This is a genomic window from Indolivaga macrotermitis, assembly GCF_900128985.1.
GTDB lineage: Bacteria > Bacteroidota > Bacteroidia > Bacteroidales > Dysgonomonadaceae > Dysgonomonas_A > Dysgonomonas_A macrotermitis.
In genome coordinates, this window is sequence record NZ_FQUC01000005.1 from 245,774 (window position 1) to 265,550 (window position 19,777).

General features: G+C 38.8%; 10 protein-coding genes. 2 read left to right on the forward strand and 8 right to left on the reverse strand.

Translation table 11 applies throughout. The features are described from left to right. Window position 1: 1 nt before the first annotated feature. The 6 genes from BUC12_RS09285 to BUC12_RS09310 form a co-directional block, all read right to left on the reverse strand. Window positions 2-1,972: an alpha-amylase family glycosyl hydrolase gene (locus BUC12_RS09285; RefSeq protein WP_062180382.1), complete on the reverse strand. Its 1,971-nt coding sequence runs from the start codon at window positions 1,970-1,972 to the stop codon at window positions 2-4. 102 nt (window positions 1,973-2,074) lie between these two features. After that, window positions 2,075-6,319: an alpha-glucan family phosphorylase gene (gene glgP, locus BUC12_RS09290; RefSeq protein WP_062180379.1), complete on the reverse strand. Its 4,245-nt coding sequence runs from the start codon at window positions 6,317-6,319 to the stop codon at window positions 2,075-2,077. A gap of 70 nt (window positions 6,320-6,389) precedes the next feature. Further along, complete coding sequence (locus BUC12_RS09295; protein ID WP_062180377.1) at window positions 6,390-7,817, reverse strand: glycoside hydrolase family 57 protein; 1,428 nt, start codon at window positions 7,815-7,817, stop codon at window positions 6,390-6,392. 40 nt (window positions 7,818-7,857) lie between these two features. Beyond that, complete coding sequence (locus tag BUC12_RS09300; RefSeq protein ID WP_062180374.1) at window positions 7,858-9,135, reverse strand: glycosyltransferase family 4 protein; 1,278 nt, start codon at window positions 9,133-9,135, stop codon at window positions 7,858-7,860. A 35-nt stretch (window positions 9,136-9,170) separates the two neighbouring features. Beyond that, a complete protein-coding gene (locus BUC12_RS09305; protein WP_062180371.1) occupies window positions 9,171-11,123 on the reverse strand; it encodes an amylo-alpha-1,6-glucosidase in 1,953 nt (650 codons plus the stop codon). A gap of 206 nt (window positions 11,124-11,329) precedes the next feature. After that, complete coding sequence (locus BUC12_RS09310) at window positions 11,330-12,103, reverse strand: RNA methyltransferase (protein WP_062180368.1); 774 nt, start codon at window positions 12,101-12,103, stop codon at window positions 11,330-11,332. Window positions 12,104-12,221: 118 nt separating this feature from the next. Here BUC12_RS09310 and tamL point away from each other — a divergent pair, with 118 nt between their 5' ends. Then, complete coding sequence (tamL, locus tag BUC12_RS09315) at window positions 12,222-14,669, forward strand: translocation and assembly module lipoprotein TamL (protein ID WP_062180362.1); 2,448 nt, start codon at window positions 12,222-12,224, stop codon at window positions 14,667-14,669. Between the two features lie 21 nt (window positions 14,670-14,690). Here the strand turns inward: tamL and trmD are convergent, their stop codons facing one another. Both trmD and BUC12_RS09325 read right to left on the reverse strand, forming a co-directional pair. After that, a complete protein-coding gene (gene trmD / locus BUC12_RS09320; protein WP_062180359.1) occupies window positions 14,691-15,368 on the reverse strand; it encodes a tRNA (guanosine(37)-N1)-methyltransferase TrmD in 678 nt (225 codons plus the stop codon). 18 nt (window positions 15,369-15,386) lie between these two features. Continuing rightward, a complete protein-coding gene (locus BUC12_RS09325; RefSeq protein ID WP_062180356.1) occupies window positions 15,387-16,166 on the reverse strand; it encodes a polyprenol monophosphomannose synthase in 780 nt (259 codons plus the stop codon). A gap of 288 nt (window positions 16,167-16,454) precedes the next feature. Here BUC12_RS09325 and mfd point away from each other — a divergent pair, with 288 nt between their 5' ends. Beyond that, window positions 16,455-19,664 (forward strand): transcription-repair coupling factor, encoded by a 3,210-nt coding sequence (gene mfd, locus BUC12_RS09330; protein WP_082141913.1) that lies wholly within the window; start codon window positions 16,455-16,457, stop codon window positions 19,662-19,664. The last annotated feature ends 113 nt before the right edge of the window (window positions 19,665-19,777 follow it).

The following is a 19,777-nucleotide window of genomic DNA, read 5'->3' on the forward strand; positions in this document are numbered from 1 at the left end:
TTCACTCAGTTTTATGCAGCACAAAAGCACTTCTGGCCGGGATATACAACCTTAGGATATTTTTTCCTTTTTCAGGTTGGGTTATATAATTATAATCCATTTGGATAAGATCAAATCCATCAAAACGGGAATCATCACTATTCAAAACTATCCGGTAAGTACCTCTATCTATCTCAAAAGCATAATCTGTATATGATTTAGTAGGGCTAAAATTAAATACAAATATCAGATTCTTTCGCTTAAATATTAGTATCTGCTCTTTCGTACTTTGAATAATAGCAAAAGGTCTGCTTGAAAAAATCGAGTGCTTTTTTATTACTTTAAGCATAGCACTTTCGAATTCAGACAGAAAATGATATCGTAAATTAGTATCTTTTTCCAATCCCCATTGACGACGGGCATATTTGTACGACCAATCATTTCCCTCTCTTGGAAAATCGATCCACTCCGGATGTCCAAATTCATTACCCATAAAGTTCAGGTATCCATCACCGGCAGTAGAAATAGTCGCTAAGCGTATTATTTTATGCAATGCTATCCCTCTGTCAACTTTAGGATTCCGTTTGAACACATTCATATCGGTATACATCAAGCTGTCCAGTAAACGAAAGATAATAGTCTTATCTCCTACCATTGCCTGATCGTGGCTTTCAACATAGCTTATTGTAGATTCTTCTTTCCGCTTATTCGTCAATTCATAAAACATATCCCCGACGTGCCACTCTTCGTCGAATTTCGTTTTAAGAAGCTTCACCCAAAAATCGGCTATTCCCATAGCCATACGAAAATCAAAGCCTATACCCATCTTCCTTATCGGAGAAGCTAATCCGGGCATACCGCTCACATCTTCTGCAATAGTTATAGCTTCGGGATTCAATTCATGTATCAATTCATTAGCTAACGTAAGATAGGCAATAGCATCTTCATCCTGATTTCCATCATAATACATCGAATAATCGACAAAATCCCGACCAATGCCATGATCATAGTACATCATACTGGTAACTCCGTCGAAACGAAACCCATCGAAACGAAATTCCTCCAGCCAGTATTTACAATTCGATAAAAGAAATGACAGAACTTCATTTTTTCCATAATCAAAACATCTGGAATTCCAAACCGGATGCATACCTCTTTCTCCATCATGAAAGTATAAATCAAAAGTTCCATCAAAACGGCTCAACCCGTCTGTTTCATTTCTTACAGCGTGTGAATGCACAATATCCAACACCACGCTTATTTTCAGTCGGTGGGCTTCATCTATAAGTTCTTTTAACTCTTCCGGAGTCCCAAATCTTGAACTAGGAGCAAAGAAGTTAGCAACCTGATAGCCGAACGATCCGTAATACGGATGTTCCTGTATAGCCATAAGCTGAATGGTGTTGTAACCCATCTTGGCTATATAAGGAAGTACTTTCTCCCGAAAATGTATATATGTGGATACCCCTTCTTCTTCGGATGCCATACCAATATGCGCTTCATAAATAAGAGGATTCTCTACCTTCTTAGATCTGGCATGCTTCCATTCGTAATTGGATGTCCATACCTGTGCCGAGAATATCTTATTTACATCATCCTGTACAACCCTCCGGCAATAAGCCGGGATACGCTCTCCGGCACCATCTTCCCATTTGATCCACAGTTTATACAACATACCATGCTGTAAAATATCAAGAGGTAGCTCTAACTCCCAATTTCCATTATATGTATAATAAAATGCAAACTCTTTTTTCTGTTGCCAGTTATTAAAATCACCTATCAGATATATCTCCGTAGCATTCGGTGCCCATTCGCGCAGTACCCATTTATCAGGATAACGGTGCAAACCATAAAATAAGTAACCATTAGCTATATCACTCAAGGATGAGCCATTGGCCAGTAATTTTTTCTTTTGTTCGAACTTCTCATGCCTTCTTGTTATGACTGGTTTATACTTATCCAATCCCTTATCATCATATATTGATTCTATCATGCTTGTTAAGGTAAAAATTATTCAGAAATGCAATATGGCTATATTTGAATAAATTCAAAATAGCCATATTATTAATTTATCAGGATAAGCTATTAGCTCCTGTTACATCCATTTCACAAGTCCTGAATCTTGCTGATGTGCTAACATATCATTCTGGGCATAAACCCGAAGTCCTATTGAGAAGCTACCGATACGGCTTGTGGTATATTTCAAGCGGTATGTTGCAATACTGCCACTTTGATCTACCAATGTGAAAGGTTCTTTCACCAATACATCATCTGTTTTAGTATCCTTATCATTAGTTACTACAAGTTCAACACCTATATCCTCTGCCGACAACGATCCGCAGCTCAGTTTGATTTCCAGTTCATAAGTCTGTCCTAAAGTAATATCTTCTTTATAGATACTAGGCATATTTACAGACATAACCTCTATACTATCCCAGCCCCGGGCCATTTTGTGCTTCCATGCTACTATATCCTTAGCCATCGCAAAATTGTCTTTCCTGACTTGATGCGCACGCTCATTTAATTTATTATAGAAGCGGTCTTCATAATCAGTCAACTGACGGTTCATAGTAAAGTTAGAGGCAACTTTATCTATCGAATTCTTTATATGCTGAATCCATTCGTTAGGTACACCTTCTGCATCTTTATCATAGAACAATGGAGCTATTTCATTCTCGATGGTACTATATACCAGCTCTGCATCAAGTTCATTCTGAAACTCGTCATTTTTATACACTTGCTCTAGAGGTAAAGCCCATCCGGCATCTTTCTGATAACCTTCGACCCACCAACCATCAAGAACACTAAAGTGCATAACACCGTTCATCACAGCTTTCTCACCACTCGTTCCCGAAGCCTCCATAGGGCGTGTTGGTGTATTCAACCAAATATCAACACCTTGTACCAAGCTGGATGCCAACTCCATATCATAGTTCTCAATAAAGAGTATCTTGCCCAAGAACTGAGGATATTTAGAAATCTCGACAATCTTTTTAATCAGGTCTTGCCCTGCTTTATCAGCTGGGTGAGCCTTTCCTGCAAAAATGAATTGTACAGGGCGTGTCGGATGATTAACTATTTCGTTAAGAGTATTGATATCTTTAAACAAAAGCTGAGCACGCTTGTATGTAGCGAATCGACGGGCAAAACCAAAAGTCAGTTTTGTTGGATCTAACGCTTCCACGATACTAACAATCTCCCGTGGGGTATAATACATCAATTCATCATGCTTAGTCAAACGTTCCTTGATATGCTCAATCATTCTGGCACGGAGTTTACTTCTGATTCCCCATATTTCATGATTATCGACACCATGTATGTTAGCAAAACATGATTTATCATAATGGTGATTCGCAAAGTCAGCGCCAAACACTCTTTCGTGCAATTCTTTCCATTCGGGAGCAGCCCATGTCGGGTAATGCACACCATTAGTAACATAGCTGATATATGATTCCTCTGTCAAATATCCGGGGAACATGTCTTTAAACATTTCCTGTGATACTTTTCCATGAAGCCAACTTACTCCGTTAACTTCCTGTGAAAGATTTACAGCCAGATTACTCATAGAGAATTTTTCATGAGAATCCGAAGGGTGAATACGTCCCATTCCCATTATAGTCTCCCAGCTAACCTGGAAACGGTCAGGATAATGAGATATGTATTTACGAAGCAACCCTTCTTCAAAGGCATCATGTCCGGCAGGAACCGGTGTATGAGTTGTAAATAATGAAGAAGAACGTACTACTTCTTTCGCCTCTTCGAACGACAGGTTCTTATCTACCATCAATTGATGTATACGCTCCATACCAGTAAATGCAGCATGCCCTTCATTACAATGATATACATTAGAGCGTCTGTTCAACTTACCTAGTACGCGGATACCTCCGATACCTAACAGTAATTCTTGTTTCAAACGGTTTTCCCAGTCACCTCCATACAAGTGGTGTGTCACTGACCTGTCTTCCGGTAAATTATCTTCAAAATCTGTATCCAATAAGAAAAGCTCGACACGCCCTACGTCCACTCTCCATACGCGGGCATGAAGATTTCTTCCAGGTAATGCAATCTGAACAGTGATCCAGTTTCCTTCTTCATCACGTTGTGGTACTATAGGTATCTTGTCAAAGCGTTGAGCCTCGTAGATATTCTCTTGCTCTCCAGTTGTCGATAACCGTTGTGTAAAATAACCATATCTGTATAACAACCCGATACCGGTCATTTTCACACCCTTATCACTGGCCTCTTTCAGATAGTCACCGGCTAATATACCCAATCCCCCCGAATAAATTTTCAGTGAACTGTGCAGTCCATATTCCATACAGAAATAGGTGATAGTGGGACCTTCCTGTTTATTTTTTTCTGCCATATAGGCATTGAAACGGGCATAAACAGCATCTAACTTATTCACAAAATCATGGTCATTCTCCAAAGCCTGATAGCGTTGAAAATTAAGGCTATCGAGCAATGCTATCGGATTGAAATATACTTTCTCCCAAGCTACAGGATCTATTGATTGGAATAATTCTTTGGCATCCTGGTTCCAGCACCACCACATATTGTAAGCTAATACTTCGAGAGCTTTCAATCTAGTTGGTACATTACGATGAACCATTATGTTGAGCCAGTTGGGAGTCACACTTTGAGGCATTTGAGGAATATAATTTGTTTGATTATCACTAATAAAATCACTTTCGGTGTAGCGTTCTGCTACTTTTGTTAAAGCATCGCTGTATGCTTTCATGTAATAATATATCAGATTATCCCAAAGGGCAATCTTAGATACTTCGTAAGCATTTTCTTTTACCTGTCTGTATTCTTCATCTTTATAATCGGCATGACGGATAACATGTTCTTCGATCTTTGCAATTACTTCTGCATCATTATCATCGGTACGCTTAATTACCGTAATACCCGGACGTTCTTCTGTATAATGGGTTCTTACCCATAAACCGAATCCGGCCAGTGTAGTAGTAATAGTAGGTACTTTAAATGCGACACTTTCGAGAGGGGTATATCCCCAAGGTTCATAATAAGAAGGGAACAAAGCCAGATTCAAACCTGCTAACAGGTCATAATAAGGCATATCGAAAATCCCGTCATTACCATTCAGGTAAGAAGGCACAAAGAATATTTTAACCTTATCTTCATTACTGTTATTCAGACCATTATTACGTATCGCATTAATTACAGGATCATATTGTTCGTCACTCAACTCGTGTGACAGGTATGGACTACGTAAAGGTTTCGCATCTGCTTTATTATTCAAGTTGTATAGCAAATCTTTTATGGGTCCGTGATGTCCTGCAGGAACCAAGATGAAGCCAACAACCTCACGAGTCAATGCTTTGTTCTGGTTCAACTTTCCTAAAGCTTCGATAAATACATCGATACCCTTGTTTTTGAACTCATAACGACCACTGATACCTATCAATAAAGCATTATTATCAATAGGACGAGCCAGAATAGCTTCTGCTACTTTTATCAACTCATCCCGGCCTTTCTTTTCCTTTCCTAAGAAATCAGACTCATCAGCTATAAAATCTTGAAATCCGTTGGGGGTAACAATATCTACAGGTTTTTCAAAAAACTGCTCACATTCTTTAGCTGTAATATCACTAACCGTTGTAAAACTATCAGCTTCCAGAGCTGCCAACTTCTCCAACGACTGTTTTGCTACAACATTAAAGGTACGGGAAACAACATCAGGATGATAACTTTTCAAATTATCATATAATGGTAATCCATTACCTGCAATACAACGTCCTAATACTGTTGCATGAGTTGTAAAAACACATCCAACCTGAGGTACCGCCGATTTTAGATACAGAAGCCCCGAACCTGTCATCCATTCATGGAACTGTGCTATAATTTTATCATTAGGAGCACAATGGTATTTTATATAGCTCTCGATAACTTTACCCGCGGCATATCCGAACAAAGTAGGTTCAATATAATCCCACTGACCGGTTAGCGAATCCAAATGATATTTTTCCCACAAGAGACTCAGTATCTCATCCTTTTGAGAAAAAAACGGGGTAAAATCTATCAATACTATAATAGGTTCATCAGCTACATTCCATCGCCCGACCCTGATACGTAAACCTTCGCTGGCAGCTTTCGCTCTCCATGCTTTCAAGAGTAAAGAATCTTCGATAAACTCCTGATTAGTTTCGTTTCCTTGAATTACATCCGGGCCAATCAGAATATGTGGTTTATTCAGAACTTTCCGTAATGATGCAATCTTGGTCGCGATAACGGTATGAATTCCCCCTACCTTGTTACATACTTCCCAGCCTACTTCAAATAAATAGTCAGGCAATAATAATTTCTCGTTTTGCATAATTATCAAATATGTTGTTTTCGAATCAACTAAAAATTATCCGTTCTTTAAATAATATAACTATTTGATATTACTTATTCTTAGCCTTAGTAGGCTTTTTCGGAGTCTTTTTTACGTCTTCAGTTATACTCTTTTTAGTTTTAGCAGCTTTTTCTGACCTTTGTACTGGATCAAGATTCAGTTCTTCTTTTAGTGCTTCTACAGCCTTTTTAATTTGAAGTGGTGTATATCTATCTTGAGATAAAGATACAATACCTTCAAGTTTACCAGCATATTTTTTATTACCAAGCAGGTCTTTTATCTTGAGATTCACGATTTCTTCAACTCTCAATATAAAGTCGCTTAATACATTCATATAGTTTATATATGCATCGTACGGGCTCGAATAAACATTCCTGAACCTGCGGGTCGAACCATCGGTCAACCACTTAGTTCCCATATAATAAAAGTTATCGCTATCCTGTAACCGTTCCCAGTCACGTGTTAATTCCTCATCATTTGCAAATGAAACTTTAACACCCAACTCACAAAGAGAATTAAAGGCATCGTTTTGCAAATCATTGCCCAGCCAAATACTAAGGTCTCTTTCTTCTTCCGACCACGAAATAGGATACGGAACATGTACAGGAGCTTTTGCATCGTGCTTTTTAATGATCTCAGAAGGTGTCTGGAATTCAAAATCCCCCCGTTTTAATATTTCCTGAGGCAAGTACCTCATAAATTCAAATATACCTGACCCTTTGGTGTGCCTTTCGCCGAATGTAAGATAATCCATAAACAAATTCACAACCTCTTCATGTTTATCGACCTCGTGTAACCATTCCGAAAATTTTTCGCCCGTTACCGGCCATTGATCCCAACTTCTGTCTGAAAAGCGGTAGGCAATATCATCACTCAAGTGGAAATTACGAAGTAAAATCTTGAGATCAGAATTACATGCATTATTATATAAATAATTAGGGCTCTTCCATCCTAAAACATGTTTAGCTCCTTCAGTTATCATTGCTTTGAATCCAAGTTTGGCTATACGCTCGCCAATTTGATCGGAATAAATAAGTCCGGTCAAACGAACTGTTTGAGGATATTGTCCAAAATATTTTTTAATTGTTTCGGCTTGCTTCAACAATTGTCGGTCAAGTTCATGTTCGTCTTTCAAGAAGGCAAGGGAATGCGAATATGTTTCACAGAGAAATTCGACAGAACCGGTATTAGCTAATTCCTGAAAGCTTTTTAATACCTGAGGCGCATACATTTCGAGTTGCTCTATTGTTTCGCCTGTTATAGAAAGTGCAACTTTAAACTGTTGTCCGTATTCTTTGATTATATCTGACAAAACCTTATTCATTGGCAGATAACATTGTTCTGCTGCCTTCTGTAAAGCTGTACGAGTATTAAAATCGTCATAATATTCATGCGAATTACCTATATCGAAGAACCGGAATCTACGAAATTGAAATGGCAAGTGTATCTGAAAATAAAAGCATAGAGATTTTTTCATAACTAGTAAGTGTTTTTTTTGTTTTTTCTTATAAAAAAAATCAGGCCATAACGCTTTCGTATACAGCCTTTACTCTATTGGCACTGTCGTCCCAATTTAAAGCATTTACCTCAGCTGTACCTTCACCCTGAAGTGCTGTTGCTAAAGTCGGATATGTAACCAATCCGTACATAGCATCAGCTAAGGCATTAATATCCCAGAAGTTAACTTTAATAGCATGTTTTAAAACTTCTGATACCCCCGATTGTTTCGATATAATAGTAGGTACTCCCATACGCATGGCCTCTAATGGGGATATCCCAAAAGGCTCTGATACAGAAGGCATCACATAAACATCGCTTTGTGCATACATTTTATGAACATCGTCACCGGTAAGGAATCCGGTAAAAGTAAATTTGGTACCCATTCGCAATTTAGCTACACGGCGTACCATTTTATTCATCATATCCCCACTACCAGCCATTACAAAGCGGACATTGGGACATACTTTCGAGACTTTGTATGCCGCCTCGATAAAATATTCGGGTCCTTTCTGAAAAGTAATACGACCTAAGAAAGTTATAACTTTTTCTTTCAGAACTTTCTGTGACGCGACAGTTTCTTTTCCCGAGAAATCGACGGCATTGTGTACCGTTACCACCTTATTTTTATTGATACCATAACGATTAATTACAATATCACGCGTCAGGTTACTAACCGTAATCACCGAATCGGCGTGCTCCATCCCCATACGCTCCAGGTCGTATACTGTACGGTTCACATTCTCACCACTTCTGTCAAATTCCGTAGCATGTACATGTACAACTAAAGGTTTTCCCGAGATACGTTTTGCAACTATACCAGCCAAATAAGTTAACCAATCATGTGCATGTATAACATCAAATTCATTTTCGGCTGCTATTTTTGACGCTATATAGGCATACCTCATAACCTCTTCCATTAAATTAGCACCATACTTTCCTGAGAAGGTAAATTTACCACCCAGATGTGTAAAGTTTGTTCTTTCCGAGCCTTGCGATATTTGTGCAATATGGGCATACTCTTCCCAGCCGAGATACGGGATCAAACCCGAATCAACCGGCAAAAAACTTATATTAGACCAAAATGAATCAGTAGAAGAAATAGAATCAGGCATATTCACATCACTCGCATTAATAATCCGGCCAATGCTCCCATCCTCATCTCCTGATGCCCTGGGCATCACAAATAAAATTTCTACATCTTGCTGAACCAATCCCTTAGTCAACCCATAACAAGCAGTTCCTAAGCCCCCCGAGATATGAGGGGGAAACTCCCATCCAAACATTAATACTTTCATAGTGTTCTTTGATTTTTACAGGTTGTTTTTAGATTTCATTTTTTTTCGTTCTGTTCTATCATTTGTATTATTCTTAAGATTTCACTTACACTCCAAGCCTGAGATATACTACCTCCCGGATGATGTGGTGGGTTTCCATCATAAACCTCGGCTATGCTACATATCCCATAGTCGGTCATGTCTTCCTCAAATGCAGATACAATTTCTTTAGCTCTCGTAAGATAAGCTTTTCCATGAAGTCTAAAACAAGCCTCAACATAATGGCCTAGTTGCCATACCCATACAGTTCCCTGATGATATGCCCTGTCACGCGTAGGTTGATCACCCGAATAGAATCCCTTATAATCAGGATGGCTAGGAGAAAGAGTACGCAACCCTTTTACCGTTAAAAGATCATCCTTGAGTTTGTAGATAAGAGTACTCTTCTTTTCATCATCAATCGGACTGTAAGGTAATGATGCAGCTATTATCTGATTGGGTCTAAGATCTGTATTCTGACCCATCTCATCTACATAATCAGCCAGATAACCTAATTCATCATTCCAAAACAAAGGAGTAAAATTTTCTTCTATTTTAGAGGGCAAATCCGCCCATTCCTTCACAAATTTCTTATCGCCGTTTTCTTCTGCCAGTTCCAGTGTATATTTAATGGCATTATACCACAGTGCATTTATTTCTACGGCATATCCGGCTCTGGGAGTTACCGGTACACCATCAACAACTGCATCCATCCATGTCAGAGCTTTGCCTTCCTGACCAGCCCAGATAAGGCCGTTGTCATGCATACGTATATGAGAGTTTATTCCATTCCGGAAAGCCTCCAGTACCTGCTTCATTTTTTTTCCATAGTCTTTCCATACTACAGTTTTATCTTTTATCGCTTCTGCATATTTTTGTATTGCCCAAAAGTACCACATCGGAGCATCAACCGAATTATAAGCAGCATTGTCATCTTTTCCTATATTAGGAAACAATCCATTGCTAACTTCTCTCGACATAGTGTCCAGTACTCCTTTACAGGCTGCGAGATCATAGTTAGCCGCCAATGTCAATCCCGGAAGAGCGATAAATGTATCTCTACCCCATCTGCCAAACCAAGGAAATCCTGCCAGAATTTCGGTATTCTTTCCTTGTTGTACTATAAACTGGGTTGCTGAGTTCTTCAAACAATTAAGAAAACTATCTTTGGGGGGACGCAAGGATAGTTCTTTATCAAAGAAAGCCGACAGTTTTTTCGTTTTCTCTTCTTTTAAGGAAGCAGAAACAATAATACTCTCTCCTTTTTTTATCGGTACTTCAAAATAGCCGGGTGTATACAAGTCTTCCTGATAATCGTACCCTCTGGCTTTTTCTTCCGAATATTCGATATTGTAATACCAATCAGGATTTGAAATAAATTTATTTTTCTTGTCGAGCTGTAAGTTCAATACAGGAAAGCCACTGTACATACGAGCGGCGATACCATCTTCTACAACATCATGATCGGTATTAACAAATAGATTGGCCTTGCTCAATTGATGCCTGTTGCGATAAGCCATAAACGGACGTAACCGGAGTGTAGTCGGGGAATGAGCATCCACTAAAGTATATCTGATCAGTAGTTGATCTGAATTATGAATCATTAGTAACTCCTTTTTCAGAATTACCCCTCCCACCCTATACACTAAAGTAGGTGTAGGTTCGAACTCAAAGTCGACTATATATTTATGTCCCCGAGGTTCGTATACGCCATTAGGATATTGGTGAATACCAAGGTTAAAAGTCTGTTCGTGTTGAATAACCGTTTCATCCAGTGAAGAAAGGAGCACATAACTCTCTCCGTCAAACTCTTGTATAGGACATACCAGAAGCCCATGATATTTACGAGTGTTACAACAAACTATAGTTGTACTCATATACGCTCCGGCTCTATTCGTGCTTAATATCTCCTTATGCAAAGAATATTGGAGGTTCACCAACTCACTTTTATTAAAAGTTAGATATCCCATAATAGTATAATGTAATTTAAAAACGTGAAACGAACGAAATACATCCTAAATATAGCATTTTTCCCAACATTAACTATATTTTTTGAACATGTTTTATAGCAAATTGTTTAAAAAAATGCTCTTTTTAACCTTATTAAATACAATCTGATTTTTCAGGAAAGAAAACAAAAAAAGGGATCCAAATACCCCTCGGAGTCTATCCTCCTTTAAATCAACAACAAACGTCTAAATTCACTACAAATAATAGCCGTCGCCACTGAAACATTCAACGATTCGGAAGTGGATCTTCCCACAGGATAATTCGGAATCAAAAGCTTATGAGAGACCGCCTTTTCTACATCAGGACTAATTCCTTTTCCTTCGTTCCCCATTACGATTATGCCATTTTGCGTAAGTTCTGTTTTGTACATATCTTCTCCATCCAAAAATGTCCCATAAACAGGCATTTCTTTCGATACAGACTGTAGAAAAGAAACCATATCCTCATAATAGACATTCACTCTGGATAAAGCTCCCATCGTCGCTTGTACAACTTTTGGATTATATATGTCCACTGTATCCTTCGAACAAAATACATTTTCAATTCCATACCAATCGGCCAACCTTATTATTGTTCCCATATTACCGGGGTCCTGTATCCCATCCAAAGCAAGGCTAAGTTGGTGCGGTAACTGCATCTTATCATATGAAGGTTTACGCTGATAGAATACTGCAATCACTTGTTGGGGATTTTTTTGAAAACTGACTCTTTCAATCTCCGATTTTGAGACTTCTATCAATTCTTCTATATCATGGAAGGCGGATAGGTTATTTTTTTCAATAAAATCGGTAGTAGCAAGTAACGCCTGGCACTTCATTTCCGGCAAAAGGTCTAAGACTATTTTATCGCCTTCGGCTACAAATGTTCCATAAATATCACGGTCTTTTTTATTTTTTAAAGACTGTATATATTTTATTTTATTCTTAGTTAAACCAGCCATGCTCCTTTTATTCTAAAAAATTAAAATGTCTTTCTCTAACAAATCTACAAAAAAGAAATAATTATATTCTAAATTTGCCGTTATTTAGGAACAGATTGTTTTTCTCAGCATTTAAAGAATGAAATTTAAATATATCTTCCTTTTAGTCATAACTGGTTTTATTGTTCTGATCTATTCATGTAGTTCAACCAAATATGTGCCCGATAATGAATTTTTATTAGCAGATGCAAGAGTCAAAGTAGATGCTAAAGACATCAGCTCATATGACCTTGAACCTTATATCAAACAAAAATCGAACTACAGGACATTCGAGTTATTCAAGTTTCCATTATTCGTATATAATCTCTCGGGAAAAGACACCACCAGATGGTATAACCGCACGTTAAAGAATGCCGGAGAACCACCTGTTATATACGACAGCACACAAGTAGAGCGTACAGTAAGCCAACTTGCGCGCATTATGGAAAACAAAGGGTATCAACATACCGATATCACTCCCCAGATTACTCAAACAGATAAAAAAGTAAAGATCATATTCGACATTAAGTCGAATGAACCGACCCGGATTGCCAATTATACAATAAATATAAGCGACTCGGTATTCGACAGAAAGGTATTCGAACATTCATTTCCAATCCCTGAAAGAATAAAACGCAGGCTTGGTGATACTGCAACCGTAAGCTTAAACCGCTATTTATCCTTTGGCAGGTTATTGAAAAAAGGAGACCAAATGGATCTTGACTTATTAAATGCCGAACGTGAACGTGTCACATCCATTTTAAATAGAAATGGATATATGGCTTTCGGTAAAGAATATATTGAGTTCGTAGCCGACACCATTAATAAGGATAACGAGGCTGAACTCGAACTTATTATTTATCCTTTTACTCAAAGACTCAATAATCACGAAACGGTAGACGTTCCTCACAAGCAGTATTTTCTCGACAATGTAGACATATATGTAGACTACAACCCCATTACAGACGGAGATATAAACCATTACCAGGCAACCGATACAGTATACCGGGGTAAATACCGTATTTTCTATGGTCCCCGTGGACGTTTTATCAAACCGTTCGTGATAATGAATAATTGCTATATACAACCCGGAAACTTATATAATGGAAGCCAGGTAACTACTACGTATAATGCCTTATCACAACTCAATATCCTGAAAAACGTGAATATCCGTTATGAGCAATATCTGGAAAACGATTCGACCCGTATGCGTTGTATTATAACGGCTGTACCCGATAAGAAGCAAGGAATCTCCACTGAAATTGAAGGAACTAACTCTTCAGGATTCTTTGGCATTGGAGCCGGTCTCGGATATACTCACCGGAACATCTTTAAGGGTTCTGAATTATTAAACATCAAAGTACGAGGATCATACGAAGCTGTTACGCCTAACTTTTCAAGTTTCAGTGATAATTATTTCGAGATTGGAGGAGAAGCTTCGCTAACCTTCCCCCGATTTATGTTCCCTTTTCTTAGTCACGACTTACGGCGCAGACTCAGAGCCTCAACCCAACTTACATCCAGCTATACATATCAACGCCGCCCCGACTATTTCACCCGGACTGTATTTGCTACCGGCTTGAAATATATATGGGAGAACAGGAATAACGGAACAATAAGGCACACACTCGACCTTGTTGATATCAGCTATGCTCACATTCCGGAACTATCGCCCGAATTTGAGAAGCAACTAACAACCAACGCCAAGATATATAGTTTTACCGACCAATTTATATTAAGTACCGGCTATACATACTATCGCAGTAATAATACTACGCAAAGGCTATTTTATGCACCTAGCCGGAGAGACAGATCGACATATTCACTTCGCGCCTCTTTTGAAACAGCAGGAAATGCCCTCGCTCTTTTTGCTGCACTAACCAACATACAAAAAGACGAATACGGTTCCCGTAAAATATTCGATACTTACTATGCTCAGTATGTAAAGGGAAACTTCGATTATAGCAAGTCCATCCAAATAGATGAGAACAATGCTTTTGCATGGAGACTGGGTGGAGGAATTGTATATCCATACGGAAACAATAAACTCGTACCTTTTCAGAAACGCTTCTTCTCAGGAGGAGCTAATAGTGTCAGAGGGTGGAGTGCGAGAGAATTAGGTCCGGGAGCTTTCTTCCGTCAGGATGCGAACTTCAATGACCAATCGGGAGATATACGATTCGACGCAAATGCCGAATACAGGAGTAAAGCCTTCTGGAAGCTCGAATTTGCCGCTTTTCTCGATGCAGGTAACATCTGGACGATAAAAGGAACGGAACGCCAATATAAAGGAGAATTTAAATTCGATAAGTTTTACAAGCAGATTGCTTCCGCTTGGGGATTAGGGATAAGACTGGATCTGGATTTTGTTTTAATACGTCTCGACTGCGGATGGAAACTATATAATCCGGCAGATACTCCAATCTACAAAATGGATGAGAACGGATATAATGTAATAGACGGGTATGAGTCTAAATGGGCTGTCTTGAAACCTCTCAAATTCAGACAAAATACAGCTTGGCATATTGCTGTTGGTTACCCATTCTAATACAAAGGTCTTAGAAATAGATTATTTCTCTAATAAATCGGGGCGAAGCCTTTTTGTTCTCTCCAGAGATTGCTGTAACTTCCATTCATCTATTTTCGCCTGATGGCCGGATAATAAAATATCAGGCACACGCCATCCTTTATACTCAGCCGGACGTGTATATACAGGCGGAGCAAGAAGATTATCCTGAAAAGAATCGGATAAGGCAGATTGCTCGTCTCCGATCGCTCCGGGTATCAACCGGACAACCGCATCAGAAATAATTGCGGCCGCAAGTTCTCCCCCTGTAAGGACATAATCTCCAATGGAAATTTCTTTTGTGATAAGATGCTCCCTGATACGAAAATCAATACCTTTATAATGACCGCATAGAATAATCATATTCTCTAACGATGACATTGTGTTTGCCATCTTTTGGTCGAAAGTTTCCCCGTCGGGAGACGTATATATTACCTCATCATACTGCCTCTGGCTCTTCAGATGAGTTATTACATTATCAATCGGTTCTATTTGCATAACCATACCGGCCTCTCCTCCAAAAGGATAATCATCTACCCTATTATGCTTATCGTCAGTATAGTCCCGCAAATTATGGATACAAATCTTGGCTAAACCTTTATCCTGAGCTCTTTTTAATATAGAACAATTAACAGCCCCTTCGAGCATCTGTGGTAGTACGGTTATAATATCGATTCTCATCTAACAAATAATAATTGATTATTGACTGACTGCTACTGAACCGGATCTTTGCTTAACTTGCTTTCGGGGTTTTATCTTACCGAAAAGCTTACTCATCCGCAATTCGATAACACCGTAAAAAGCTTCCCCAAATATACCTGCATTCATTTTCGACTCCCCCAGAACTCTGTTCACAAAGATTATGGAAACTTCCTTCAATTTAAACCCTAAAGTATGGGCTGTATATTTCATCTCTATCTGAAAAGCATATCCTTTAAACCGTATTTTATCCAAATCTATAGTTTCTAAGACCTTGCGTTTATAGCATACAAATCCTGCGGTAGCATCGTGTACTTTCATACCTGTAACAAGCTTAACATACTTGGAGGCATAGAATGACATAATCACCCTTCCCATAGGCCAATTCACGACATTAACCCCAGTGGAATATCTCGACCCGATAGCCATATCAGCACCGTCTTTTGCCGCACAGGCATCGTATAAACGGATTAAATCATTAGGATCATGAGAAAAATCGGCATCCATTTCGAAAATATATTCGTATTCTTTCTCTAATGCCCATTTAAATCCTGTAATATATGCAGTTCCCAGCCCCTGCTTTCCTTGCCTCTGAAGTAAAAATAAAGACGAAGCATACCTGCTTTGGAGCCGCTTCACGATATCAGCAGTTCCATCAGGAGAACCATCATCTATAACCAGAACATGAAAAGCCTTAGGCAAAGAAAAAGTATATTCGATGATCCTTTCGATATTCTCTTTCTCGTTATAAGTAGGTATAATTACAATAGAATCTGACATACACACAAAGTTTTTTCAAAATTAGTTATTAGAAAGCATCTAATAAAGTTATTATTTAAAATTTAATAGAATTTACGATAAAAACTACCCAGTACGGTTTTAACAATGCCCCTTTGCATCTCTTTTTATTTATTATTAATTTTGTAGCCTTTCAAATACCTACAAAAATTGGACTCAACAACATTACTCCGGATAATAGACGAAAAAAACAAGTCGAATGTATCAGACCAAGTATTAAGTAAACATAAAATAGTACAGATAAAAGGGCTCTTAGGGTCATCATGGGCTATGTTTGCTGCTTCTAATTTTTTAAGGAGTTCCCAAACTTATCTATATATTCTTGACGATGCCGAAACTGCCGGATATTTTTATCACGACCTTAATCAGCTTCTGAAAAGCAAACAGGTTTTGTTTTTCCCCTCAGCATACAAGCGGGCTATAAAATTCGGGCAAATCGATTCAGCTAACGAAATCCTCAGAACCGAAGTATTAAGCCAGCTTCAGATAGAGAACAACCCTTTGCTGATTGTTAGTTATCCCGAAGCTGTAGCCGAAAAAGTAATCTCGAAAAAAACACTAAAGGAGAATACCCTTCAATTAAAGGTAAGCGAAAAAGTTGATTCTGTGTTCGTTTCAAAAATCCTTGAATCGTATGGTTTTGAATATACCGAATACGTATATGAACCCGGACAATATGCTGTACGAGGTAGTATCTTAGACGTATTTTCATACTCATGCGAATATCCGTACCGTATCGATTTTTTTGGTGATGAAGTAGAATCTATACGATTATTCGATATCGAGAACCAGTTATCGAAAGAACAACTGAAACAGATACAGATTATCCCCCAAATATCAAAAACCGACCAATTACAAGAATCTATACTGAACCTTCTGCCTGACAATTCCTATATCGGGTACAGGGATCTATCGTGGATACAAGGCCGTATCAATTTTATTTACAACGATCTGCCGGTATTGGATAATTCAGAATATGTAAAAGACGTACAAGCGCGTCTTATTACAGAAGCTACATTCACCGAAGAGGCAGAAAAGCTTAAGCAACTGATATTTTCAAGTTCCACTACTTTAGTTCCGGAAGCAACAATCGAATATCATACAGCGCTACAACCTATCTATCACAAAAATTTCGATTTAGTAAGTAAAAGCCTCGAGGAATTTATGGATCAGGGCTATACTATTTATATATTGAGTGACAGCCAGAAACAAACCGACCGTCTGAAAACTATATTCGAAGACCGGGGAGAAAAGATACCTTTCATTCCGGTACTACATACTTTGCATGAAGGTTTTTCGGACGAAAAGGCAAAAGTATGTTGCTTTACCGACCACCAGATATTCGACCGTTTCCATAAATACAATCTGAAATCGGAAAATGCCCGTCACGGAAAAATTGCCCTCAGCCTCAAAGAACTTAACCAGTTGCAAGTTGGGGATTTTATCGTTCACAACGATCATGGTGTTGGTAAGTTCGGTGGACTTGTCCGTATGGATATGGGCGGAAAGTTGCAGGAACATATCAAGCTGACCTACCTCAATGGGGATGCTATTTTTGTTCCCATCCATTCGATTTATAAGATATCCAAATACAGAGGGCGCGAAGGTGAACCTCCCCGTTTGAATAAACTGGGTTCCGGTGCATGGCAACGGATGAAGGATAATACCAAAAGACGGCTTAAAGATATTGCCCGTGATCTTATCAAGTTATATTCGAAACGCAGGGAAGAAGTAGGATTCAAGTTTTCGCCCGATTCTTTTATGCAAACCGAACTGGAAGCTTCTTTTATTTATGAAGATACCCCCGACCAGATAACATCTACAGCGGACGTAAAAAAAGATATGGAAAGCGACCGTCCTATGGATCGTCTGATTTGTGGCGACGTGGGTTTTGGCAAAACAGAGGTTGCTATTCGTGCTGCATTCAAAGCCGTGGCCGATAATAAGCAGGTAGCCGTATTAGTTCCTACCACGGTTCTGGCTACACAACATTTTCATACCTTCAAAGACCGTTTGAAAGATTTTCCCTGCAAAATAGATTATATCAGCAGGGCCAGAAAAACATCCGACGTAAAACGTATATTACAGGAGCTGAAAGAAGGTAAAATTAATATACTGATAGGTACACACCGTATTGTCGCAAAGGATGTACAATTTCATGATTTGGGATTGCTTATAATCGACGAAGAACAAAAATTTGGAGTATCGGTAAAAGAGAAGCTAAAACAAATGAGGCTCAATGTAGATACATTAACAATGACAGCGACTCCCATTCCCAGGACATTACAATTCTCACTGATGGGCGCACGGGATTTATCGACCATCACAACTCCGCCACCTAATAGGTATCCGACTCATACCGAACTTCATACATTTGATCCCGAGATCATACGCGAAGCTATTAATTTCGAGATGAGCAGGAATGGTCAGGTTTTCTTTATCAACAATCGGATAAGTAATCTGCCCGAAATAGAAAAAGTTATCCGTCGGCAAGTACCCGATGCACGGATAGCTGTTGCACATGGTCAAATAGACCCACAGAAGCTGGAACAAATAATTACCGACTTCGTAGATTACGAATACGATGTACTTATAGCCACATCCATAGTTGAGTCGGGTATTGATATTCCGAATGCTAATACTATAATTGTGAATAATGCCCAGCAATTCGGTCTAAGTGACCTTCACCAACTTAGAGGACGCGTAGGCCGGGGTAATAAGAAAGCTTTTTGTTATCTGCTGGCTCCCCCACTCGATACTTTGACACCTGAAGCCAAACGACGCCTGCAAGCTATCGAGAATTTCTCAGAGTTGGGCAGTGGTATCCATATCGCAATGCAGGATTTAGACATACGAGGAGCAGGTAACTTATTAGGAGCTGAACAAAGCGGGTTTATAGCCGATCTGGGATACGAGGCTTATCAAAAAATACTGACCGAAGCTGTTAGCGAACTCCGCAACGAAGAATTCGCAGAACTGTATCACGAGCAAAAAGAAGGAGAAAAAACAACAGGTGATAATTTTGTCGAAGATGTAGTCATTGATACTGATTTGGAACTACTCTTCCCTCCTATTTACATACCGAATGATTCGGAACGTATCTCGATATATAGCGAATTGAACAAGCTTGAAAAGGAGGCCGATGTTACTAAATTTATCAGCATGCTCGAAGACCGGTTCGGTAAAATACCACCGGAAGGTCAGGAATTGATCGGAGTAATAGGTATCCGGCGAATAGCCAAAGCACTGAGTATTGAAAAGGTTACCTTGAAAAAAGGACAAATGGCTCTGTATCTAGTGTCGAATCCCGATTCATTGTATTATCAATCGAAAGCGTTCGATAAATTATTGACTTATATACAGAAACATCCCAGAGAATGCCAGTTACGCGAAACTCAGGGAAAGCGCTCCATCCTTATTAAACATATAGAGAATGTCGACAAAGCATATAATATACTAAATGATATAGCGCAACAATAAACAAAAAAGCCGGATATTTGAAGTGCCCCCCCAAAGTTGGACAATAAATTATTAACTATATTTAGATTGAGTTCGGTATTTTACCGGGCTCAATCCGTTTAAAGACAGTTTAA

Bases quoted from the DNA above. Each gene is read 5' to 3' on its own strand.
- glgP (WP_062180379.1), bottom strand. From the start codon at position 6,319: ATGCAAAACGAGAAATTATTATTGCCTGACTATTTATTTGAAGTAGGC.
- tamL (WP_062180362.1), top strand. From the start codon at position 12,222: ATGAAATTTAAATATATCTTCCTTTTAGTCATAACTGGTTTTATTGTT.
- BUC12_RS09310 (WP_062180368.1), bottom strand. From the start codon at position 12,103: ATGGCTGGTTTAACTAAGAATAAAATAAAATATATACAGTCTTTAAAA.
- BUC12_RS09305 (WP_062180371.1), bottom strand. From the start codon at position 11,123: ATGGGATATCTAACTTTTAATAAAAGTGAGTTGGTGAACCTCCAATAT.
- BUC12_RS09325 (WP_062180356.1), bottom strand. From the start codon at position 16,166: ATGTCAGATTCTATTGTAATTATACCTACTTATAACGAGAAAGAGAAT.
- mfd (WP_082141913.1), top strand. From the start codon at position 16,455: ATGTTTGCTGCTTCTAATTTTTTAAGGAGTTCCCAAACTTATCTATAT.
- BUC12_RS09295 (WP_062180377.1), bottom strand. From the start codon at position 7,817: ATGAAAAAATCTCTATGCTTTTATTTTCAGATACACTTGCCATTTCAA.
- BUC12_RS09285 (WP_062180382.1), bottom strand. From the start codon at position 1,972: ATGATAGAATCAATATATGATGATAAGGGATTGGATAAGTATAAACCA.
- BUC12_RS09300 (WP_062180374.1), bottom strand. From the start codon at position 9,135: ATGAAAGTATTAATGTTTGGATGGGAGTTTCCCCCTCATATCTCGGGG.
- trmD (WP_062180359.1), bottom strand. From the start codon at position 15,368: ATGAGAATCGATATTATAACCGTACTACCACAGATGCTCGAAGGGGCT.